The 22,351-nt window shown below is 71.0% G+C and carries 20 protein-coding genes; 8 read left to right on the top strand and 12 right to left on the bottom strand.

What is annotated here, in order from left to right; translation table 11 throughout:
• Positions 1-385: 385 nt before the first annotated feature.
• The 3 genes from AMK33_RS01715 to AMK33_RS42090 are packed head-to-tail and all read right to left on the bottom strand — an operon-like array spanning position 386 to position 2,763.
• Positions 386-1,165, bottom strand: a complete 780-nt coding sequence (locus AMK33_RS01715) for an SDR family NAD(P)-dependent oxidoreductase (protein ID WP_073930859.1) — start codon at positions 1,163-1,165, stop codon at positions 386-388.
• Positions 1,166-1,189: 24 nt separating this feature from the next.
• Positions 1,190-1,672 carry an NUDIX hydrolase gene (locus AMK33_RS01710; protein WP_073930858.1) on the bottom strand — a complete coding sequence of 161 codons (483 nt, stop codon included), beginning with the start codon at positions 1,670-1,672 and terminating at the stop codon, positions 1,190-1,192.
• A complete protein-coding gene (locus AMK33_RS42090; RefSeq protein WP_073930857.1) occupies positions 1,669-2,763 on the bottom strand; it encodes a hypothetical protein in 1,095 nt (364 codons plus the stop codon). Before AMK33_RS42090 ends, AMK33_RS01710 begins: the two co-directional genes overlap by 4 nt.
• A gap of 1,272 nt (positions 2,764-4,035) precedes the next feature.
• Between AMK33_RS42090 and AMK33_RS01700 the strand changes: the two genes are divergently transcribed.
• Positions 4,036-4,761, top strand: coding sequence for an SDR family NAD(P)-dependent oxidoreductase (locus AMK33_RS01700; protein ID WP_073930856.1), 726 nt, complete (start codon positions 4,036-4,038; stop codon positions 4,759-4,761).
• Between the two features lie 146 nt (positions 4,762-4,907).
• On the opposite strand, the gene AMK33_RS01695 is transcribed toward AMK33_RS01700, so the two are convergent.
• From AMK33_RS01695 to AMK33_RS01670, 6 genes are all read right to left on the bottom strand, one after another.
• Positions 4,908-5,300, bottom strand: a complete 393-nt coding sequence (locus AMK33_RS01695) for an ester cyclase (RefSeq protein WP_073930855.1) — start codon at positions 5,298-5,300, stop codon at positions 4,908-4,910.
• Between the two features lie 137 nt (positions 5,301-5,437).
• A complete protein-coding gene (locus tag AMK33_RS01690) occupies positions 5,438-6,130 on the bottom strand; it encodes an SDR family NAD(P)-dependent oxidoreductase (RefSeq protein ID WP_073930854.1) in 693 nt (230 codons plus the stop codon).
• Between the two features lie 138 nt (positions 6,131-6,268).
• The gene (locus AMK33_RS01685) at positions 6,269-7,093 is read right to left on the bottom strand and encodes an alpha/beta fold hydrolase (RefSeq protein WP_073930853.1); all 825 of its coding nucleotides are present in this window, start codon (positions 7,091-7,093) and stop codon (positions 6,269-6,271) included.
• Between the two features lie 152 nt (positions 7,094-7,245).
• Positions 7,246-10,005, bottom strand: a complete 2,760-nt coding sequence (locus AMK33_RS01680) for an ATP-binding protein (protein WP_235617944.1) — start codon at positions 10,003-10,005, stop codon at positions 7,246-7,248.
• A 172-nt stretch (positions 10,006-10,177) separates the two neighbouring features.
• On the bottom strand, positions 10,178-10,840 hold the full coding sequence (locus tag AMK33_RS01675; RefSeq protein WP_073930851.1) for an NADPH-dependent F420 reductase: 663 nt from the start codon (positions 10,838-10,840) through the stop codon (positions 10,178-10,180).
• Positions 10,837-11,706, bottom strand: a complete 870-nt coding sequence (locus AMK33_RS01670; RefSeq protein ID WP_235617943.1) for a helix-turn-helix transcriptional regulator — start codon at positions 11,704-11,706, stop codon at positions 10,837-10,839. The genes AMK33_RS01675 and AMK33_RS01670 overlap by 4 nt, the downstream gene beginning before the upstream one ends.
• 112 nt (positions 11,707-11,818) lie before the next feature.
• Here AMK33_RS01670 and AMK33_RS01665 point away from each other — a divergent pair, with 112 nt between their 5' ends.
• The 5 genes from AMK33_RS01665 (at position 11,819) to AMK33_RS01645 (ending at position 16,008) form a co-directional block, all read left to right on the top strand.
• A complete protein-coding gene (locus AMK33_RS01665; protein ID WP_073930849.1) occupies positions 11,819-12,517 on the top strand; it encodes an SDR family NAD(P)-dependent oxidoreductase in 699 nt (232 codons plus the stop codon).
• Between the two features lie 190 nt (positions 12,518-12,707).
• Positions 12,708-13,100 carry an ester cyclase gene (locus AMK33_RS01660; RefSeq protein ID WP_073930848.1) on the top strand — a complete coding sequence of 131 codons (393 nt, stop codon included), beginning with the start codon at positions 12,708-12,710 and terminating at the stop codon, positions 13,098-13,100.
• A 301-nt stretch (positions 13,101-13,401) separates the two neighbouring features.
• On the top strand, positions 13,402-13,740 hold the full coding sequence (locus tag AMK33_RS01655; RefSeq protein WP_073930847.1) for a hypothetical protein: 339 nt from the start codon (positions 13,402-13,404) through the stop codon (positions 13,738-13,740).
• A complete protein-coding gene (locus AMK33_RS01650; RefSeq protein ID WP_073931478.1) occupies positions 13,737-15,317 on the top strand; it encodes a sodium:solute symporter family transporter in 1,581 nt (526 codons plus the stop codon). The genes AMK33_RS01655 and AMK33_RS01650 overlap by 4 nt, the downstream gene beginning before the upstream one ends.
• An 82-nt stretch (positions 15,318-15,399) precedes the next feature.
• A complete protein-coding gene (locus AMK33_RS01645) occupies positions 15,400-16,008 on the top strand; it encodes a dihydrofolate reductase family protein (RefSeq protein WP_073930846.1) in 609 nt (202 codons plus the stop codon).
• 17 nt (positions 16,009-16,025) lie between these two features.
• Here the strand turns inward: AMK33_RS01645 and AMK33_RS01640 are convergent, their stop codons facing one another.
• Positions 16,026-17,276, bottom strand: coding sequence for a poly(ethylene terephthalate) hydrolase family protein (locus AMK33_RS01640; protein ID WP_143203795.1), 1,251 nt, complete (start codon positions 17,274-17,276; stop codon positions 16,026-16,028).
• Between the two features lie 710 nt (positions 17,277-17,986).
• Here AMK33_RS01640 and AMK33_RS01630 point away from each other — a divergent pair.
• The gene (locus tag AMK33_RS01630) at positions 17,987-18,835 is read left to right on the top strand and encodes a hypothetical protein (RefSeq protein WP_073931477.1); all 849 of its coding nucleotides are present in this window, start codon (positions 17,987-17,989) and stop codon (positions 18,833-18,835) included.
• Positions 18,836-18,928: 93 nt separating this feature from the next.
• Here the strand turns inward: AMK33_RS01630 and AMK33_RS01625 are convergent, their stop codons facing one another.
• Positions 18,929-19,993 (bottom strand): tellurite resistance/C4-dicarboxylate transporter family protein, encoded by a 1,065-nt coding sequence (locus tag AMK33_RS01625; protein WP_201262940.1) that lies wholly within the window; start codon positions 19,991-19,993, stop codon positions 18,929-18,931.
• 208 nt (positions 19,994-20,201) lie between these two features.
• On the bottom strand, positions 20,202-21,398 hold the full coding sequence (locus tag AMK33_RS01620) for a trypsin-like serine protease (RefSeq protein ID WP_073930843.1): 1,197 nt from the start codon (positions 21,396-21,398) through the stop codon (positions 20,202-20,204).
• 330 nt (positions 21,399-21,728) lie between these two features.
• Here AMK33_RS01620 and AMK33_RS01615 point away from each other — a divergent pair, with 330 nt between their 5' ends.
• Complete coding sequence (locus tag AMK33_RS01615) at positions 21,729-22,283, top strand: hypothetical protein (protein WP_073930842.1); 555 nt, start codon at positions 21,729-21,731, stop codon at positions 22,281-22,283.
• Positions 22,284-22,351 lie beyond the last annotated feature (68 nt).

Here is a 22,351-nt window from a genome sequence, read left to right as displayed (position 1 = left end):
GTTCGCCCGGTTGCGGCAAACGTATATCAGTGGACTCCATTTATCCACCAGGCGAATCCAACAAACCCCGTGAGGGCATCTCTCCGCCACATGTGACGCCGATATCCTCAAACGCACCTCATCGTGCATCGCGCCGAATTCGAGCGTCTCACGCATGCCCCCGAAAAGCGCAGGGAAAGGGAGCAGAAAATGGGCACCACAGGCCGCCCGCAAACCTCGGGTAAAAAAACAGGAGAGATCTACGGCGGGTGCGGGTTCACGAGATCATCGGCGTCGGGTGAGCGGCGCCGGACAAGAGAACGGGGCGACAGCTCCTTTCCGGACGGAGCAGCCCCGCATCACGATGTGCCGTCGTGCCGGAAGGCCCTCGCACGGCACGACGACATCACGTCACGGTGAGCCCGGCATCGACCATGAGGTTCTCACCGGTGATGAAACCGGCCTCCGAGGAGAGCAGGAAGGCGACGGCGGAGGCGATCTCCTCCGGGTCGGCGGTGCGGTGCAGCATGTGCCGGCCGCCGATGTCCGGACGGGCGTCCGCCTCCTCTCGCGACACTCCGTACTTCTCCTTGTAGCGGCGCGCGAGGTTGTCGCTCCAGACCGTTCCCGGGCTCACCGCGTTCACCCGGATTCCCGCCTCGGCCAGGTCGGTGGCCATGCAACGGGTCATGCCGATGATGGCGGCCTTGGTGGCGCTGTAGGTGACGGACCGGGGTTGCGCGATGTGCGCGGAGATCGAGGAGACGTTGACGACGCTGCCGCCGCCGGCGGCCTCCATCAGGGGCGCACTGTGTTTGACCATCAGGGCGTGGCCCATGATGTTGACGTCCGTGACGCGCCGCCACTCCTCCACGGTGGCCTCGATCCCGCGCGTGATGAACGCGGCGGCGCAGTTCACGAGGAGTTCGACACCGCCGAACGCGGTCCGTGTCGCCTCCACCGCGGCCACCACGTCGCTCTCGTCGGAGATGTCGCCGTGCGCGAAGCCGACGCGCTCACCGCCTGGGCGCCGTGCCAGTTCCGCGACCACGGACTTCCCGAACTCTTCGTTCGTGTCCATGATCATGACGCGGGCGCCCTCCTCGACGAGGCGCTCGACGACCGCCCTGCCGATACCCTGGGCGCCGCCGGTCACCAGGGCGGGCCGTCCTCGCAGTCCCTTCACGTGCTGGTCCCTCCGGTTCCGTGCTCAGCTGCCGACGACATCGGGCTCGGCGGGGGCGCCGTCGGTGAGCACGGCGCGCAGCCGGGGTGCCAGATCGGCGGGCACCAGCCGGTCCGTGGCGGCGTCCAGCTCGTCCAGCGTCCACCACCGGTGACCGGAGACCGTGTCGATCTCCCCCTGGCTGAAGCCGCTGGTGTCGACGGAGAAGTGGGAGACGCGGCAGAGGTAGAACCGCTCGCGGCAGTCGTAGGTGTTGCCGCCCCAGGAGGCGACGGCCTTCCGGTACCAGATCTGGGGGCCTATCTCGAACTCCGTCCGTCCGGTCTCCTCCTCGACCTCCCGGCGCAGGGCTTCCTCGGGGGACTCCCCTTCCTTGATGCCACCGCCCACCGGGTACCAGAAGGTCTCGCCGTCGGCGTCGTCCACGCTGGAGAACAACAGGAGTCTGTCGTCCTCGTCCAGCAGCAGAGCCCGGGCGCTGTAACGGATCTGTGGGGTGGTTGTCACGAGGGGTCTCCTGTCTTCCCGGCACCGGCGCGCGGGGCGAGCCAGGCCGTCAGAACGTCGCTCTTGTAGGTGGCCGGTGTCCACGCGCCGTGCCGGGCGGGCACGGCGGCGGCCAGTTCGCCGAGCCGGCCCTTGATGTCACCGGCCGGTTCGGGGGTCGCGTCCGCGGACAGCCACCGGCCGCGGTACGCCGTGTCGGGTACGAGGATGTGTTCTGCCAGGGCGGCCACGACCTCCCCCTCGGCGACCGGGCCGGACAGGGGCCGCGGGGCGCCGGTGTTCTCGAGCAGCACCAGCGTGTCGATCCGCGTGGAGGCCAGGAACTCGACACCGGCCAGACGCCGCATCTCCCCGTTGCTGAGCGAGATCTTGCCTTTGGGGTCCGGCCTGCGGACGGCCGCCTCACCGTGTCTGATCAGTCTGTCCTTCTCGCCGGGCCGGATACCGAGACCGGCCGCCGCTTCCCGGGTGAGGCGGGTGGACAGCGGCAGACCGACCACGGCCCATTCCGGGCCGTCGGCCAGCAGCAGGCACCGGTCGGTGGCGACGCAGTGGCCGCCCGCGCGGGCGAGCTGGACGGAGGCCGAGGTCTTGCCGGCGCCGGAGGGACCGGCGAGGACCACCCCGGTGCCGTCGGGCAGGACGGCCGCCGCGCCGTGCAGCATGAGCGCGCCGCGGTCGACGAAGTGCTCGCGCACCAGTTCCCGCATGGTGCGGGTGACGACGAGTCCCAGCTCGTGCTCGTGCGCGGCGACGATCTCCCAGGCGAGGAAGTCGGTGGTGATCAGGGCGTGCGAGAACTCGTGCCCCTCCTGCGAGACGAGGACGAACGCTCCGTCCTCGTTCCGGTGGCAGCCGTACCACCAGCCGGCGTAGGACTCACGACGCTCGGTCGCCGGTCTCGCGGTCAGCTCCGCGAGTCGCGACGGGGAGCTGACGGCTTCGATGCCGATCCGCGTGGCAGCCCGATCCGGCTCCTCACGGGCGAGCTGGTGCTGGCTGCTGACGTAGCCGAGGACCTCGGGGTCCTCGGCCCGGACCCGTAACTCCAGGTCGTGCCAGGTCGTCCGGGTCTCGCGTTGTGATCCCAAGGTGGAACGCCTCCATGACGCAGAAGAAGTGATCGTGCGGCCCCGGTACGCGGGTGCTCTATCTCCCCCGCGTACCGGAGCCGAATGCGGTCACGACCGATCCTCCTGTGGCGGACGTCTCCGCAGGAGCTGCTTCTGCGCAGGAGCGCGTTCTCTTCAGCATTCAGCTTCTTTCTGTTGCGACAGACAGTGATCACCTCAGCGGATATCCACTGCGGCACTTGTCTTCATGCCGCGGCAGACCCTCACCGCATGGCCAGATCACCTCCCGAAAGATACGGAAGAGGCCGGGCGGCGTTTATCGGTTCTCAGTGACTGGGCAAAGTGCGAACTGGCTGGTAAGTTACTGACCCGTTGGTCTCCGGGTCTCACCTGCCGGCCCCGTGGGTTTACGGACTGCAGGGGATCCTCTCAAACATCATTGTAACTTTCAACGCTCCAGTTCCCTTTCGGCGAGGACGAGCGGGGCGGTTTCCCGCATGAAGGACCACCGGCACACCGACTCGACCTCCTCACCCCTTCCGATAATGTGGCGCGAAATCGGCGCGGACTTGTCCGGCGTGGGCAGATTCAACCTTTTCTGACCTCGGCCGAACGATGCCGGGCCGAGCACCGGGGCCGACTGATGGACACCTGCCGTGGCGCGATTCTTGTCATTGGTCGGCGGTGAGGCGGGCGGTCGGCGGATCGACCGCGAGGCGCTATTGAGCCTGAACTCGCGATGTCACTGGCCGGTTATCGAGGGGTGATCGTCAAGCCCGTCTCCGTGAGGCGGCCGTTCATGGGAGGGCTGCGGTACCGGATATGACGAAGACCACTTCCTGCGCGCCGTGGGTTTCGGCGCCCCCGACCGCAGTGCCTTGCCACACCCCTGCCGACCCGTGTGAACGCGAAGGTCGCCGAGGATCCCGCGCCGTACCGGATGTACTCGCGCCCGGTTTCCCTGATCCACTGGTTCTCACCGGTGGACACGCCGTGCGCGAGGAGCGCGGAGGCGTGCGGTCGGATGTCGGGGAGGTCCAGTCGGGCCGTCGGCGGCGAGCCCTGTGAGCCTGGGAGTTCGAGCCGCGTGCTCGTCGCCGTCAGCGCTGCTCCGGTCTGTCGGTCCGGTGCGCCACGAGCCGGTGGTGGTTGTCCTCCGGGGAAGGAAGAGAGCCGTGGCACTATGGTCGGCAGGAGCTCGACGGCGAGGTCGGGCATCGGCTGGTCGCTGAGCCGGACCCGGTCCCGGCCGGCACCAGAACATGCGGATCTGCTGTTGGAGGACGAGCTGTGTCGACCATCGCGATCGTGGGGGCGGGGCCGCAACTCGGGTTCGCCATCGGTGCGAAGTTCGCCGAGAAGGGCGGCTTCGACGTGGCGCTCGTGGCGCGACGTGAAGCTCAACTCGCGGCCATGGTCGACAGGTTCCGGAGCGCAGGGGTGTCGGCTGCCGCTTTCCCGGCCGATGTCACTGACCGCCCGGGTCTCGAGAAGGCGCTGGCGGCCGCGGAAGAGCACTTCGGGTCCATCGACGTCCTGGAGTACTCACCCGCCCCGACGCTGTCGGACCTGGCGGACCGGCCGCTCGTCTCCGCGGTCGATCTCACCGTCGAGGCGGTTCTGCCCGAGCTCGAGACCAACTTCTTCGGCGCGGTCGCCGCTGTCCGCCAGGTGCTTCCCGGCATGATCGACCGTGGTGCCGGCACCGTCATCGGTACGAGCGGTGCCGGATCGGGCCCGATGGTCGTCCCGCAGGTCGCCAACGCGAACGTCGCGAACGCCGCCATGCGCAACTGGCTCCTCGCACTGAACGAGTCACTCGCCGACCGCGGAGTGCACGTCGCGCACGTCGCCCTGGGCGCGCACATCGGGAGTGGCCGGCCGAACTCGGAGCCGGACGTGATCGCCGACCTCTACTGGAAGGCCCACGTCGAGCGCGACGCCCCCGAAGTCTTCCACTACGACCTGCCCGAGGAGTTCGAGTTCCGGCTCGCCGACAAGTTCAGGACCGACTGAGTCCGGTTCGGGTGTGGACCGCGTCGCGGCACCCGCTCCCGGTGGCGTGGATGGCGTGCCGGGCGTTGAACAGAGCGTGGTGCCCCGGCCTTCCGGCCGGGGCACCACGCTCGCGTCGGGCTCCGCGCCGGCCGAGTCCGACCGGGTCAGCCCGCGAGCTGCTTCTGCAGGGCCTCGGCGTCGTGGACGGCCGACATGTACAGGAACTTCCCGTCGCGGACCCGGTAGATGGCGTACTCGACGATCTCGATCGACTTGCCGGTGGGAGCCGCGCCGAGCCACTCCTTCGTGGGGGTGCCGGTGTTGATGGCGCGGACGGCGATGTTGTCGCCGTTGATGGCGAGCTCCTGGACCTCCCAGTGGAAGTCGGGGACCGCGTCGACGATGCTGTTCAACTGTGCGACGAGAGCCTCGCGGGAGCTCGGCTCACTGTGCATGACGATGGATTCGTGGACGAACTCGTCCATGCGGTCGAACTCGCGCGCGTTGAGCGCGTCGACGTAACGCTGGTAGAAGTCGCGCAGGTCGGTGTCGGACATGGGTCTTCCCCTTTCTGTGGGCCCCGGAAGTGGGGCGGGTTCTGTGGGCCCCGGAACTGGGGCGGGGGGCGAGCGGAGTGTGGTGGTGGCCTGGGTGATGGCGGCTTCGGCGGCCTGGGGCCGGTCGGCGGCGCGTGTCACCAAGGGAGCACACCGGCACGGTCGGTCACCGTGCCGGTGGGCGTGTCCGGCCCGAGGGTGGCGATGCGCACCGCCGCCTCGGCGCCCTCCTCGACGCTGTGCCCGACGAGGCCGGTGAACTCGGTCGCGGTCTGGCCGGGGTCCACCGCGTTGAAGCGGACGTCGGGGATCGCCTTGGCGTACTGCACGGTCAGCATGGCGACCGCGCTCTTCGACGAGCCGTAGGCGGCGAGCGGATACTGCGACTCGACCCGCTCCGGGTCCTGGACCAGCGTGAACGACCCGAGTCCGCTGGTGACGTTGATGACGGAGGGAACGGTCGCCGCTCGCAGCAGAGGCAGGAACGCGCGCGTGACGCGTACCAGCCCGAAGACGTTGGTCTCGTAGATGTGGCGGAGCTGACCTGCCGTCATGTTCTCGGGTGCGGTCACTTCACCGAGAATTCCGGCGTTGTTGATGAGGACGTCCAGGTGGCCGACCCGCGCGCGCAGCGTCCGGGCCGCCGCGTCGACCGACGCGTCGTCGGTCACGTCCAACTGGACGAAGTCGGCGCCGAGCCGGTCGGCGGCCTTGCGGCCGTTCTCGGCGTCCCGGGCTCCGATCCAGACCCTCTGGCCCGCCTCGACGAGTCGGCGCGCCGTCTCGTAACCGATCCCCCTGTTGGCACCGGTGATCAATGTGGTCGTCATGTCCTGCTCTCCTGTACGCGTCTTCGGTGCGGGTGCTCCCGGGCAGCGGTTCCCGGGAGCACCCGTGGGGCCGGTCCGTGGTGGTGCGGCTGGTTTCCGTACCGCGCCGGTGAACTGTCCGCCGGTACCGGGCCGGTGTCAGCTCTCGATGAAATCGAGGAGGTCGGCGTTGACGGTCGCGGCGTTCACGGTGCACATGCCGTGCGACAGCCCCGGATAGACCTTCAGGCTCGCGTCCTTGACCAACGTGACGGCCACCTCGGCGGAGGCGGCGATCGGAACGATCTGATCGTCGTCGCCGTGCATGAAGAGCGTGGGCACGTCGATCGCCCGGAGGTCGTCGGTGAAGTCGGTCTCCGAGAACGCCTTGATCCCCTCGTAGTGCGCCTGCGCGCCACCGGCCATCCCCTGGCGCCACCAGTTCCGGATGACACCCTGGGACGCGTCCGCGCCCGGGCGGTTGAACCCGTAGAACGGCCCGGAGGCGATGTCGAGGTAGAACTGGGAGCGGTTGGTGGCCACGGCCTCGCGGAAGCCGTCGAAGACCTCGACCGGCAGCCCTCCCGGATTCGATTCGGTCTGGACCATGAGCGGCGGGACCGCTCCGATGAGGACGGCCTTGGCGACCCGTCCGGCGCCGTGCCGGGCGACGTACCGGGCGACCTCTCCACCACCGGTGGAGTGGCCGACGTGGACGACGTCGCGCAGGCCGAGGTGTGCCACCACTGCGGCGGCGTCCGCCGCGTAGTGGTCCATGTCGTGCCCGTGGCCGACCTGGGCGGAGCGCCCGTGCCCCCGGCGGTCGTGGGCGATGACGCGGTAGCCCCGCTGGACGAGGAACAGCAGTTGGGCGTCCCAGTCGTCCGAGCTCAGCGGCCAGCCGTGGTGGAACATGACGGGCCGGCCCGAGCCCCAGTCCTTGTAGAAGATCTCGGTCCCGTCGCCGGTGGTGACGTACGGCATGGTCTGCTCCTCGTGGTCCGGCCCGAGTGCCGGGCGGATTCGCTGTCTCCACGAGAGTGGCTCAGCCGCCGTACCGACAGCCTCCGTCAGCTGACTGACATCCGGCCGGCGGATTGCTTACGCCGGGGCCGGGACAGTACTACCGCCGACCGTCACGGCCGGGCGGCCGGCGGCTCGGGGGGCAGCGCGTCCAGAGCGTCGCGGAGCCCGGCGCGTGAGGTGATGCCCAGTTTCGGGAACACTCGGTAGAGGTGGGACGACACCGTCCGCGGCGACAGGAACAGACGCGACGCGATCTGCGGGCTCGACAGCCCCGTCGCCGCCAGCCTGGCGACCTCCAGCTCCTGCGGGGTGAGGGCCTCTCCCGCCTTGCTCCGGGCAGTCCGCGTCATTCCGGTGGCCCTCAGTTCCGCCGCTGCCCGGTCCTCCCACGGGTGGGCCCCGAGCTCCTCGAAGAGCCTGCGGGCGGCAGTGAGCTGCGTCCGGGCGTCGCGGTTGAGTCCCTGACGGCGCAGCCGCTCGCCGTATGCCAGATGAGCGCGGCCGGCCTCGAAGGGCCACTGTTCGATGCCCGGCAGTGCGAGGGCTTCCTCGAAGCGCTCGGCCATGTCCTCGGGGGCCGATGTCATCGCCGTGATCGTGGCCGCGCAGAGCGCCAGCCGCGACGACAGGCGGCCGACACCGGCGTCGCGTATCGCGTCCGCGTGCCACCGCGCCTCCGTGTGCCGCCCGGAGCCCACGGCGGCCTCGACGAGGTCCGGTGCGGACAGCACCGCCTCGTGGTTGAAGGGCGGCAGTGTGCCGGGGGCGCAGATCGCCGTGGCGTGCCGGTAGGCCGTCTCGAAGTCCGCGGCGCCGAGGGCCGCCCGGGCCAACGCCTGGTGGGCGTGGTTCTCCAGCCGCCGCAGGCGCCTGGGCCCCGACCAGTCCCGGAGGTTCCCGCAGTGCTCATGGCACGCGTCGAGGTCGCCGCGCTGCGCTGCGGCCATCGCGGCGACGTAGTGCCCCCCTTGGGCGAACAGGGGGTACCCCGTCTCCTCGCACAGCGCGATGAGTTCGGCCGCGGCGTCGGCCGACGCCTGCAACCGGCCGGCGTACAGGTCGTCGAGGGCGGCGAAGACCAGGGCCGGCATGCTCGCCCCCACCGCGCCGCCGTCGCGTATCACCCGGGACACCGCCTCGCGGCAGCCCGGGAGCCGGTCGAAGTACGAGGCGGCCAGGGCGGTGCGGACGACCAGGTCGGCGTCGGTCTGGCCCCTCAGCCGCGCGATCTCCTCGTCCAGACGGCGCAGCATGCCGTCGGTGACGGAGCCGAGGTCGTGGTGGATGCGCGCCAGTGACGTCGCGGCGGCGGGCGATGCCTCGGGGAACCGGGCGAGCACGTCGACCAGAGGTTTCCAGTGCTCCTGCCGGCCCGAGAACTCGCTGACGATCGTGAGGGTGAAGAGCGCGGTCTCCAGCTCGCCGTGCGGCGGGCCGGACGGGGCCGGGGCCTGCTCGATCGCCTCCATCAGGAGCGCGTGGGCCGTGTCGGCGTCACCCTCCGTGACGAGCACCAGGTAGCCGGCGGCCGCGGCCGCCGAGAGCGACCGGGCCGCCGGATCGCCCTGCACCTCGCGCATGATCTCGTGCGAGATCTCCAGGTGGCCCGTGATCCAGACGGCGATGTACGCGGCCTGCGACATCCGGCGCCTGCGGTCCGCCCGGTCGGGACTCAGCTCGGCCGCGCGCCGCATCCTCACGACCGCGCCGTCGGCGTCGCCGCGCCGCAGGCTGCTTCGGGCCGCCGACTCGATCACGGCGGCGACCGCCTCGTCGGGCACCGTCGTGGCTCTCGCGAGGTGATCACCGCGCCGCTCGGGCTGGTCCGCCAGCGCGTCGGCCAGCCGACGGTGGGCGCCGCGCCGCTGCTCGCCGGTGGAGCCGTCGACCACCGCGGACCTGACCAGCGGATGCCGGAAGCGCACGGTACGGCCGTTCTCCTCGACCATGACCAGGTGGTCGCGCTCCGCCGGAGCGAGTCCCTCGAGCCCGCCCGGCCCACCGGCCACCTCGAGGACGCCGATGTCGCCGGAGCCTTCGAGGACCGCGAGCAGCAGCAGGTCGCGCGTTCTCGGCGGCAGCCGTTCGACGCGGGCGCCGTACAGGGCACGGACGTCTCGCCCCGGGCCGCTCGCCCACCCCACCCCGTTGCCGTTCCGGTCGCCGGACACACTGGTGGACCCGGCGAACTCGAGCAGGGCGAGGGGGTTTCCCTGCGCTTCTCGCGCCACGGTCGAGAGGACTCGAGGGGGGAGGTGAGCGAAGCGCCGGGACAGCAGTCGCAGTGCGTCCGTGTCGCTCAGCGGTCTGACCTCGACCTCTGTCAGGCCGGTGGCCCGGAAGGGTTCGTCGGACTCCGCACGCTGGGCCCCGATCAGCCCGATGCGGCGACCGCCCAGTCTCCTGGCGACGAATCCCACCGCGGACCGGCTCGCGTGGTCGACGACATGGAGATCGTCGACCACGAGGAGCAGCGGCTGCTCCTTCGCGGCCTCTTCGAAAAGCGACAGCGCCGCGTTCAGGACGGTGATCCGGCTCGGCGCGGGACCGACACCGAGACCGAGCGCGACCTCGAGGGCCTCCCGCATGGCCCGCGGCAGACGCCCGAGCTCGTACGACAGTGCGGCGACGAGCTGGTGGAGCCCCGCGAAGCTGATGTCCGTCTCGTACTCGACGCCGCTCCCGCGGACGACCCGGGCTCCCTTCGCGAGTGCCAGCTCGGCGGTCGCGTCGAGGAGCGCCGTCTTCCCCACCCCCGGCTCACCGGTGAGCAGGACGGTGGCTCCGTCCGACGCGGCCTTGTCCAGGAACATCGCGAGCTCGCCGAGCTCGCGGTCCCGGCCGACCAGCCCGGTCGGACCGAAGTCCACGCCTGTCACTGTTCCCGCCCGCCTGGCATCCGCCGTGCCGCTCCTCCTGCCGCGCGAAGCGGTCGAACGGCCCGCCACGCACATGGCCGGAAAGTATCTCACCGGCGGGCGGTGTGCGCGAGGGAACCCTGTCGCGAGCCGGCCCGGCGCCCGGGGCCGTCCGACGCCGGGCTCAGCCTCGGACGGGGTACCTGATCGGGCGCGCGTCGGCCAGGTTGGCGGCGAGTCGCTCGCGCGTCTGGTGGGCGTGCGACAGCCAGGCGGGCTGGCCCGGTCCGCTGCGCCAGGACTCGCTGAGCGGACTGTTGTCGACGGTGTCGAATCCGAACTCGTCGTACAGGCGCGTGACGAGCTCGACCGCTTCGGGGTGGTCGCTGGAGACCGAGAGGGCGTGCCGGCCGGGGGTGCCCGGAGGGCTGGCGGAGAGGAAGAGGCGCGGGGCCTGGATGTGGGTGAACGCCTTGGCGACCTTCGAGGCGGGCAACTGCTCCTGCCGCAGCTCGTGCACGGTCTTCTCCCCCGAGTCGACGGCCGGGAAGTGGCCGTCGCGCCAGGGCATGTAGTTGTTGGTGTCGAGCACGATCTTGCCGGCCAGCTGCTCCACCGGCATGTCGTTGACCAGTTTCAGGGGGACGGCGATGATCACGAAGTCGCCCGCTTCGGCGGCGTCGGCCGCTGTCGCGGCCCGGACCGAGGGGCCGAGCTCGTCGACGAGGTGCGTCAGCGTTTCCGGTCCCCGTGAATTGGCGATGACCACCTGGTAGCCGTGGGTGACGGCCGCGCGGGCGAGCTGGCTGCCCACCTCGCCCGCTCCGATGATGCCGATCGTCCTCACGCGTCGCTCCTTGGGGGTGAGACGATGCCGGCGCTCTCGAGCCTGGACTCGTCCTCGCTGCCGGGGACCGCCGTGTAGGCGACGACCTTGAGGTCGGTGTCCCCGTCCGTCAGGACGTCGCAGTCGACGTTCACTTCCCCGATGTCGGGGTGCCGGATGGTCTTGCGGTCCTCGGCGTGCCGGCCCACGGCGGCATCGGCCCAGAACGCGGCGAACCGGGGGTTGCCGGCGACCCTGCCGGCCACCAGCTCGGTCACGCGCGGATCGTCGGGGAACCGGGCCGCGGCCCGGCGCAGGTCGGCCACGAGGGCCCGGTCGGCGGCCTCGGCGTTGACCGGGATCACCGGCCAGCTCGTCAGACGGCCGCGGTCCGAGGCGACCGGGAAGCGCAGCCGCACCAGGTTGCGCTCCTCGGTCCCGATCCGCGTGGGGTCGCCGAACAGCGCCGCCCACCTGGGGTTCCACCAGACCAGCTGCCAGTCCGCGGCGAAGACCGCGACCGGAGTGGAGTCGAGCAGGGGCAGCAGCCGTCGCATGCTCGGCGGGATGTCGTAGACGACCCGCTGGTCCTGAGGCGGCCGGAACCCGGCGAGCCGGTGGAGGTGGTCCCGCTCGTCCTGGGAGAGCCGCAGCGCACGGGCCAACGAGCCGACGATCTGCTCGGAGGGGCTGACGGCCCGGCCCTGCTCGAGTCGCACCAGGTAGTCGACGGAGAGACCGGCCAGCTCGGCGAGCTCCTCACGTCGCAGGCCCGGCGACCGGCGCGCCCTGTCCACCGGCAGTCCGACGGCTCCCGGCGAGAGCCGGTCCCGCCAGGCCCGAAGTGTCGCTCCCAGCTGGTTGTCGACGGCGTGTCCCTTGTTCACCACCGCATCGTAAGCAGCTCATGTCCCTCCCGGTGCTCGCCCGGGTGGTACTGCTGTTCCTACCGAAAACCGTTCCCTGGCTGGTCCGGCAGGCCCGGCGAAGGCTTGGGGCATGTCCAAGACCACGTTCATCACCGGTGCCAACAAGGGCCTCGGTTTCGAGACCGCCCGCCGCCTCACCGAACTCGGCCACACCGTGCTCCTCGGTTCCCGCGACGTCGACCGCGGACGCCGTGCGGCGGCCGAACTCGGCGCCCGCTTCGTACGGATCGACGTCACCGACGACGCCTCGGTCGCGGCCGCGGCCGCCGACGTCGCGGCCAACGAGGGCCGGGTCGACGTCCTGATCAACAACGCCGGAATCACCGGCGGCGTCGTGTCCGCCGAGGAGCTGACCGGCGCGGAGGCCACGGTGGTGTTCGACACCAACGTGGCCGGCGTCGTGCGGGTCACCGCGGCCTTCCTGCCGCTCCTGCGCGCGTCCGGCGCTCCGGCCGTCGTCAACGTCAGCAGCGGACTGGGGTCCGTCGCGCTCACCCACGACCCCGAGCGGGTCGAGTCGAAGGTGATCGCCCCCGTCTACGCGGCCTCCAAGGCCGCCGTCACGATGCTGACCACGCAGTACGCGAAGGCGTTCGGCGACATCCGGTTCAACGCCGTCGACCCCGGCCACACCGCGACCGACCTCAACGGCCACACCGGCACCCAGACCGTGACCGAGGGAACCGACGCCATCGTGACGCTGGCCACCGAGAACGCCGGCGCCGGAACCGGCCGGATCATCGACCGTTACGGCCCCCTCACCTGGTGAAGCGAAGCGTCACCGTCGTGTGCGGCGCGGCGAACCCGGTACTCCCGGTCCCCGGGCTCACGAGGACTCCGGGCCACCACCGTCGCCGTCCCTGGCCTCAGCAGCAAGTCGGGCGGGGCACCGGTCCTCGCCACTCCCCGTCGATTCGGTCCCCGCACGGGGACCGACAACGCCCCAGAAGGAGAAACCGATGACCGACTCCGGCCTCGAGGACTGGTACCTGCGCTACGTGGCGGCGCTCAACGCCCACGAGTTCGACGGCATGGACGAGTTCATCGCCGACGACGTCGTGCTGAACGGCGAACCGGGCACCCGCGACGACGTCATCACGGTCCAGAAGTACGACATCGACGCCGTTCCGGACCTCCACTGGGAGGTCGAGGAGCTGCTGTTCGACCGGGACCGGATCGCCGTACGCGCGGTCAACACCGGCACCCCGGTGAAGGAGTGGCTCGGCGTTCCCCCCTCCGGCGCCTCCTTCGAGATCGTCGAGTACGCCATCTACAAGGTCAGCGACGGTCGCTTCGTGCAGATGACGGCGCTGCACGACTCGTCCGACCTGCTGCGGCAGCTGGCCGCCTGACCTAGCCGGCGCCGGCGCGGTGTCCCAGGAGAGCCCGGGACACCGCGCCGCCGACTGCGGCGTCCCGGGGGGGGTCCTTCGGCACTTCTCCGAGATCTCCGAGGTATCCGAGTACCTTCGCGTTCCCGCCCGCACAGTGCCCGTTCACCGTCCGCACGGCTCCGGATTGGGCGGGAGAACAGTTCTGCCTCCGCGGCGCACGGAGCCGTGCGGAGGTCTGGTTGACTCCGTCCGCCCACCCCCACACCCGTACCCGCGCCCCCCTCCGGGGTGCCGGATCGACGTGAGCGGAGCCACCCACATGTCCTTCGGACCGCAGCCCCGGCACGGGCCGCCGCACCATGACGAGCCCTCGGCCGGCGCCCGGCCTCCGGCGGAGCACGAGCGACACGACGACGGGGAGGCGGCGCGACTGGCCGTCGGGCTGCGGCTCGGCGTCCGGATCGCCGTCGTCTGGCTGCTCTACGTGCTGCCCGCCGCCCTCGTACCGGCCGTGTACGGCACGCGGATCGCCGGGCCGGTGAGCCTCGGCGCGCTCCTGGCCGTGGTGCCCCTCGCCGTCGGTGTGCACGCGCTGGTGGTGTACGGGCGACGGGTCGACCGGATCGAACCGCGGCCGGACGCCCGGAGGTGGTCGTGACCACGCTGCTCGATCCCTCGTCCCGGTCCCTCGTCCTCGCCGTGTTCTCGGTGTTCGTCGTGATCTGCCTGATGCTGTGCGTCGTCACCGGCGCCGACGAGGACGACCGGGCCCTCGTACGGTCCGACAGCCGCCGGCTGCGCTCCTGGCAGCAGGGCATCGCGATGGGCGGCGACACCACCACGGTCGCGACGGTCACCGTACTGGTGGGCATGGTCGCCACGTCCGGCTTCGACGGCCTCGGCGTCATGCTGGGCAGCCTGATCGGGGTCGTGCTGCTCCTCGTGCTGATCGTCGAGCCGCTGCGCGGGCACGCCTCGCTGACGGCCGCGGACATGCTGGACGCGCGCGGCAGCGGCGGGCCCGCCGTACGCGTCTCGTGGGGCGTGGTGACCCTGCTCGTCTGTTTCCCGCTGCTGGTCGTGCAGTTGGTGGTGGTCGGCAACGTCGCCGCGGCGCTGATCGGGCAGCCCGGTGCGCGGACCGGCTGCATCGTGGTGATCGGCTGCGTGATGACGGCGCTGGCCGTCAGCGGCGGGATCCGGGGCACGGGCGTGGTGATGATCGCGAAGTCGGCGATCGCCCTGCCCGTGCTGGTGGTCGCCGCCGTGCTCGTGCTCCACCGCTTCGGCGGGGACCCGGGGCGGCTGCTCGACGCCGCCGCGCACGGCTCGGGGATGAGCGAGGCGTACTTGCGTCCGGGCGGCTACACCGGTGAGGGGTGGGTGGGGGCCGTGAACCGGATCGGGCAGACCTTCGGCATGTCGATGGCCACGCTGGCGATGCCCGCCGTGCTGATGCGTGCGATCTCGGCGAAGAGCCCGCGCGGCGCCCGGTCCGGCGGCCGCTGGATGCTCGGCGAACTCACCCTGCTGTACGGCGCGCTCGCCGTCGTCGGTGTCGGCGCTGCGGCCCTCGTCGGCGAGGCGCTGCGCGAGGCCGGTCCGGCGGCGCAGGTGTTCACGCCGCTGTTGCTCGGGCGGGCGCTCGACAGCGGCGGCGTCCTGGTCGCGGCCCTGGCCTGCGTCCTCTTCCTCACCGCGCTCGCGGCCGTGGTGGACGTGACCCTCGCCGCCGGCATCGCCCTGGGGCGGGACGTGCTGGGTGCGTCCGGCAAGCTCTCCGGCAGGCTCCCGGCGGGCAGGGCGGACGGTGCCGCGTCGCGGTGGTCGGCGGCGCTGACGGGGGCCCTCTCCGCGGTCGTGGCGGTCGTCGCCGCCGACTGGAACCTGGTGGTCGTCTCGACGCTCTGGCTCGCCGTCTGCGGCGCCGCCCTCGCTCCCGTCCTGCTCTACGCCCTGTACTGGCCCGGGTTCACCGCCCGCGGCGCGCTGTGGTGCCTGTGGGGGGCCACGGCGCTGAGCATCGTGGCGCTCGCGCTGTCGCCGTACGTGTCCGGCGCACCCGGGTCGATCTTCCCGGAGTACGACTTCAGGATCTGGGACGTGACGATCCCGGGCCTGGTGACGGTGCCGGCCGGTTTCCTGCTGGGCTGGCTGGGCAGCGTCACGGATCCGCGCCGGGCGGCGGGCGGTGTACCGGGGTCGGAGCGCCGCAGGGAACTGGACACCGTCTGAACGATCCGCGTGCCGCCTACCGATGACTTTCGGTGGGTGGCACGGTCATACCCGGTACACGCACCAGGATTCGGAGGACACCATGCCGCGGAAGATCACCGCCAGCCTGTTCATCTCGCTCGACGGCGTCGTCGAGGCGCCCGATCAGTGGCATTTCCCGTATTTCAACGACGAGATGGGAGCCGCCGTCGGCGCGGGCATGAACACCACGGAGGTCCTGCTCTTCGGCCGCAGGACGTACGACAGCTTCGCCGGCGCCTGGCCCGAGCGGGAGGCTGCGGGCGGCGAGGACGCGGGCTTCGCCAAGCAGCTCGGCGACATGCGGAAGATCGTGTTCTCACGCAGCCGGCTCGACCTGCGGTGGCGGAACTCCGAGCAGGCGCAGGGTGACGTCGCCGAGGTCGCCGCCGCGCTGAAGGGCGAGCCGGGCGGTGACATCTCGCTGAGCGGCTCGGTCTCCGTCGTCCGGCAGTTGCTGGCCGCGGGCCTCCTCGACGAACTGCACCTCCTCGTCCACCCCATCGCCGTACGCAGGGGCATGCGCCTCTTCGACGAGGGCGAGCCGTCGATCCCGCTGAAGCTGCTGAAGTCGGAGACGTTCACGACGGGCGTGCTGAACCTCGTGTACGGACCCGACACCGCGCCGCCGACGGGCGGTTACGAGGAGGCCGTCACCACGCTCGGGGAGTGACGGCCGGCTCGGAGGACCTACCAGTTCTTGTACTGGACGTCGCCGAGGCCGCAGAAGACGCAGCCGGGGCTCAGGAAGTCCTGGGTGCGGCGGAATTCCTCGTCGGCCAGGTGCCACCGGAGCCAGGCGGTGATGACGTGCTGTCCCTTGCGGGTGGCGAGGATGTGATCGGTGCCGTCGAGGATGTTGAACCACACCGGCACGTCGGTGTTGGTGTAGTCGCGTTCCATGTTGGCGGTGGCGAAGTCCTCGTCACCGCCGATGTAGAGGGCCGGGTTGCGGAGGCTGTCGGGGCCGTTTCCGTCGAACGAACCGCCGGCCACGTGGACGGTGGTCTCCAGCCGCGGTTCGTCGGCCACGTCGAACGTGCCGATGGACCCGCGGGAGTGGCCTCCGAAGGCCACCTCGGAGGTGTCGAGGTCCCCGTACAGCGGGCTGCCCGGACTGGCGTTCTGGTCCTCCAGCCAGTCGAGGGCGTCGACCATGTAGGCGCCGCTGCTGGACGAGACCTCGCTGTAGACGACGAACCCGTGCGAGGCCCACTGGCGCAGCATGTCCTCGTAGTCGGCGGGGTCGGACCCCGCGCCCGGGCCCCAGACGAGGACCGGGTGGTCCACACCGTCCCGGCCGGCGTCGGAGGGGTACACCAGCCAGCCGTCGTCGCCGGGGCCGGCGGAGTCGTCGACGGTCACCGTGTACGGACCGGGCTCGGTGACGTCGTCCACCGGGGGCAGTGACCCGGTCGGCGGGTCGGTCGGACCTCCCCCGCCGGCGGCCTCGATCAACACGTCGTCCACGGTCAGCGTCTCCAGAAGACCGTTGGCATCCAGCGAGAACCGCAGCCGCAGGTCACCGCCCTCGGCTGAGTCCGGCAGGGGGAACGACACCGCGCCCGTGGCGGTGCGCGCCGACTCCAGCGTGGTGAACGGGCCGCCGTCGACCGAGTAGGCCACGGTGAAGGTCTCACCGAGGTCCAGCCCCGATGCCGCCCGGGTGTAGGACAGTGTGAGGTCGCCGTACCCGGTCAGGTCGATGGGCGCGGACACCATGGACGGGTCGGAGAACAGCGACCCGCTGAGGCGGGCGCCGTACGTTCCGGTGCTGACGGAACCGGAAGCGGTGAAGGTGCCGAGCCCGTCGGAGAAGTCCTCGCTGTAGACCGGCACGGCGGCGGAGGCGGGGGTCGTCGCGACGCCCGCGGTTCCCAGGGCCGTGATGCCGACGGCCACGGCACCGAGTAAGCGCAGGTGCCTGCTGGTACGAGACATGTTCGGAATCCCTTCTGGCCACGCCGGTCGACCGCGTCGGCGCGCCCTTGTCGGTTGCGCGAGTCGTGCCTGCCGCCGGTCCCCGCGGATCGTTCCGGGACCGGCTCGCGCCGAGTCAAGCGGGCGGCCGGGAAGGAGGAATCGGTGAAATCACCGGCCGGGCCGGCGTCGGCGGGCAGGGCGAACGGCACGACCGGGGCGCCGGCACTCCGGTCACAGGCCGGGCGTCGGCGGCTTCGTGGCTCGCGCGGAGCAGAAAGAGTGGCCGTCCCCTTGGAATCCCCCTGGGATCTCTCCGGGGCTTCCGACCGCGTCCACGGGCACGACCGTGAAAGAGTCGAAGCGCCATCTGACCGGGTCGGGTGCTCGCAGCTACCCATCGCGGCAGGTCACGGGGCTGCCTGCTCCCTTCCGGGACATCCGAGGGGCGGTGGCGTGACGCTGCGTCGCCTTCGTGTCGAGGCCGGCGACGCCCGCGGGGACCTCCACCCGCACCCCCTCCCGGCGGACGCCGAACCCGCCGCGCTCCGCACCAGCGGCCGCGGCCTGACACTCGCGACCGCCCTCGCCGACCACTGGGACACCGTCTCCTGTCCCACCCAGCGGCAAGACCGTCCGGGCCACGCTCACGACGCCGGTCGCCGAAGCGTGATCCGCGCGCCCAGTGGCCGGTGGTACCGATCCGCGGCGTCCCGTACGGTCGGCCCGTGATGATCGAATCGAGTGAGCCGCGCAGGCTCGGAGTGCCGGTGTCCGAGGCGCGGTTGCGTTTCGAGGCGGAACGGCGGGAGGCCGGGGGTGGGCCGGGCCGCAGGTTGCTCGTGGTCGACGGGGAGCCCGCCTTCGAGCTCAGCTTCTGGTGCGGGACGTGCCCGTTCCTGTTCCGCCGACTGGAGACCGCCCGGCAGACGTTGTCGCTGGAGAGCGTGCGGGAGCGGCTCACCGGCACGCCGGCCGGTCCGGACGTCGACGGCGTCATCGAGACGTTCGGCGCGTTGCTGCCGGAGGGCGAGTACCTTCCGGTGCCGCTTCGCGTGGAGCCCCGGCTGGTCGTCCCCGGCCGGGAAGGCGACTACTTCAGCGGCGAGCAGGTGGCCACGTGGGGGCTCGACCAGTTCTGGGGCCTCCCGGAGTACCCGCACACGTCGTACTACCGGACCTTCGAGACCGCGGTCGACGCGTCCGCCCACCTCTACGAGTTCGTCGTGCCCATGGTTCCCCCGACGTGGAACGCGCGGGAGCGCGTCGAGGAGTACGTCGAACTCATGGGCCGGGGAACGGTCCCGACGGCCGTGGCGGTCTCGACGCTGGACGTGTGCGAACCCGCTCTCGACCTGTCAGCCGACCACTACCGGCACTGGGGCCTGACGCACTTCCTCCTCGACGGCCACCACAAACTGGAGGCCGCGGCCACCACCGGCCGCCCGGTGCAGCTTCTTTCACTCCTGGCCCTGGGTGAGGGCCTGGCCGGTCCTGAAGACTGCGCCCGACTGCCCGCCCTGCGCGCCCGGCCCCCCTCGGCCCGACCGACCCCCTCCTCTCCGAAGGAGCCGCGGTGAGCCCTGACGGAATCGTGAGGCGGATCGGCCCGGGCCGGTGCGGGTTCGGGAAGGGGCCGGCGGTGCCTCCGACCGCTCCGGAACCCCGGCCGATCACGTCCGTTCCGGCTCCCGCGACCTGGTGGTGAACAGGGTGTGGAGCATGGCGAGGAGGACCAGGGTCCAGGCGGTGAGGGCGACCCAGAGCCAGGTCCGGCCGATCCATTCCACGATGGGGAGGTCGTCGGCACGGCCGAGGTACATGCCGGCGACGGCGTACATGCCGAGGGGGAAGACGATGCTCCACCAAGTGGGCTCGTAGGCGAGGGGCACCCGGTGGACGTAGTGGCGCCAGACGCCGACGGCGATCAGTACGGGGATGAGCCAGGTCGCGAAGCACCAGAAGACGACCGACAGGCCGGCCACCAGTCCGCGCACCGCGTCGACCATGGGGGCGCTCTCCATCTCCACGATGCGCGCTCCCGCGACCACCGTGATGGCGACCGCGCCCATGGATACCCAGTAGGGCGGGTCGAGTTCGCGCGGTTCGAGGGGGTAGAGCATCAGGCGGAGCGAGACGAAGATCGCGGAGGCGGCGTAGAGGACGCAGCCGACCGACCAGGAGAAGACCGCGACGACGGCCAGGCCGTGGCGTGCGGCCTCGTAATGGGGCTCCAGGGTCGCGGCGGCCACGGCGACCGACTGGCTGGCGACCACCCAGACGAACCAGGTCCCGTTGGCGGCCGCCACGACCGGGCGTTCGCTGCGGCCCAGGACCGCCGCCCAGGGGATGGTGTAGCCGAGGACCACCCAGGTGAGCGCGGCGATCACGAGGAGGACGGCGGCGGGGACGAAGTGGCCCTGGCCGGCCAGGCCGACGGCGAGGACGTCGGTGCCCGCCACGAAGGTGAAGAAGAGGAACGCCTTGCGGGTGTCGTGGACGTCCGCGGCGAGCTCACGGCGGTGCGCGACGAAGCGCCGGACGGTGAGGACGACCAGCAGGCCGTACTCGACGGCGGTGAGGACGAGGAGGGACCGGGCCGTCAGGGTCCAGCCGCGCAGTTGGCAACCGACGGAGAGGATGCCTGTGGCCATGACGAGGGCGAAGTACCCGGGGGACAGACGCGCCGGTGTCAGGCCGGCCAGCCGGGGTGACGGGGGCAGTGGCGTGGAGAGCACTCCGGCACCGTATGTGATCAGAACCCCGCTGGTCCTGGGACGTTCGGCCCTCCCGGTGATGACGGGCGTGCTCCGCGGCCCCGGAGCGGTCCACGGACGGACGGCGGCTGTCGGGGCCACCGCGACGGGAATCGGCGTCCTCCCGGCCGTGAGGGCAGGGAGGACGCCGGGCGGGCCCTGGCGCGGGCCGCGAGGACGGATCTACGATCTACTTGTTGATCCAGATGCCGAAGTCCCGCGTGGCCGTGTAGAAGTCCTGGAAGCCCAGGCGTGACCCCGCACTGCGGGTCAGCGTGCCCTTGGCTATCGCGCCGCCGCCGGCGGAGGCGGTGTAGACCGGGCCGCCGCTGTCACCGCCGCGGGCCACGTCCTGGCCGTCCATCTGCTCCGCCTCCACCAGGTCCTCGGAGTCGTTGTAGAAGAAGAGGACCTTGATGTTGCAGACCGGGCCGCCGGTGGCCCGGGCGCTGGTGACTCCGGACTGGCACAGGTATTCGCCCGGGAAGACGTGGTCCCAGCCGTCGACCCGCACGCCCGCGTCGCTGTCGGGTCCTCCGGTGTACATGAAGTTGTCGGAGTTCGTGGGGATGAGCATCACGTCATGCGCGTCATGGGACTTGGTGGAGGTGCCGATGTAGGTACCCTGCGGGTTGGTGAACCGCTGACCGCTTCGACCGCAGTGCTCAGCGGTGAGCAGGTAGGTCGCGCCGCTTCCGTCACGCACACCGAACCCGGCCGTGCACCAGGAGTTGCCGAAGCTTATCTGTGCTCCGCCCGACCACGGCGCGCCGTCGTTCACACGGGAGCGTTCCTGGAGGGGCTCCTCGCTGATCGTCTTCACGGGCACGCCGGCGACCTGGCCGACCGGGCTGTGGTCCTGCGCGGCGGAGGCGGTGCGTGCCGCGCGGGTGGTGTTCTGTGTCAGTACCAGTCCGCTGCCGTCCGTGGGGATCTTGACGCTGTGGCCGAGTGAGGGGTCCTTCTCCAGCCGTGCCTGTAAGAGCTCGGAGGCGTCCTTGAGTTCGGCCAGCGAGTGGTCCGCGGCGACGATGTGCACGGGGGCGGTCTTGCGGGCCCGCTCCGCGGCCCGCTGTACGGGCTCGGGCAGATCGCCCTTCCACCACAGGGTGACGTGGTCCTCCTGGAGGCCGATGCCCGTGTAGCCCTCGTAGTGGCCCTGCTCCTGGGCCTTGGCCAGGATGCTCGCGGCGGCGACGAGGGGGCGCTGCTCGTTCATCTTCCGCAGATTGTCGTCGCCGACGACCTGTGAGATCGGGACGGCCTTCTCGCTGTCGCCGTCGCGCCGCTGCTCGGCGCTGGCGCCCGGGGCGAGGGTGCCGACGAGCGCCATCGCCGCGATCAGGGCCGAACCCGCGGACCACAGGCCGGTTCTGCTGTATCCCATGAGTATGCCTTTCCTCTTGCCGTAGCCGTCTGTGTCCAGACGTCACGGGCATCCTCATGGGCCCCGATCCACATTCGATCCACAGATGATCCACACCGCCCGGCCCTCGGCGGAGTCGGCAGCTCTCAGCAAGGGGGAGACCGTGGGCCGTTCCCCGGACGGACCGCTGCCGCCACCGCCTCGATCCAGCGGCCGTACCGGTCGAGCGCCTTGTGGAGCAGGTCGAGACCGCCTACGGTGCCGAAGCCGCAGAGGACCGTATTATCGGGTCGCCCCACCTGGTGGCCACCCCCGGGCGTGCCCCCATCGCTCAGCCAAGGAACAACGCACGTGGTACGTCGAAGCCAGAGCAGCAACCCCCGTTCGGTCGTCGTCCTGACCTCGGGTACGGACTGGCACGGCCGCGCCGCCAGTCAGCGGCCTTCAAGCGGCGGCGACTTCCCCTTGCCCAAAAAGCAGGCGGGGAAGATTCAGGTTCTGCAACGCACGATCAGACTCCTGCAGATGGCCGGCACCACCAAGCACCGGTCCGAAGCTCGCTACCTCTTCAGCCGGGCCCGGGCCCTTGTCGAAGCCCTTCCGGCTTCGCAGACCGTGCGGGAGCGCCAGCAGCTCTCCCAGCTTCGGAAGAAGTTCACAGCGGGCGGCAAGGCAGCGCCCCAGAGTGGCAAGAAGCCCAAGCCGAGCCCAGTCCTGAGGTCCAACGTCACCCCGAAGACCAAGCCGCAGCCGGTTCCGAAGCCTGACCTGGCCCCGAAGCCCAAGCCGAAGTCCCGCCGAAAGGCAAAGCGCGGCCCGTTTCCTGAGCTCGGTAACCGTTACATCGACCGTGCGGCCCTCGGCTACAGCCCCACGGACGAGACCAAAGGCTCCCGAACGCGGTGAGGACGTGCCGTCCGACACTCCAGCGGACGGCACGCCCTCAAGTCGCTCGGCGCTCCGACGCGAACCGC

The sequence above is a fragment of the Streptomyces sp. CB02400 genome (assembly GCF_001905725.1).
GTDB classification, from domain to species: domain Bacteria; phylum Actinomycetota; class Actinomycetes; order Streptomycetales; family Streptomycetaceae; genus Streptomyces; species Streptomyces atrovirens.
Note: the sequence above shows the minus strand (reverse complement) of the source record. Positions and strands in the feature narration are given on the sequence as shown.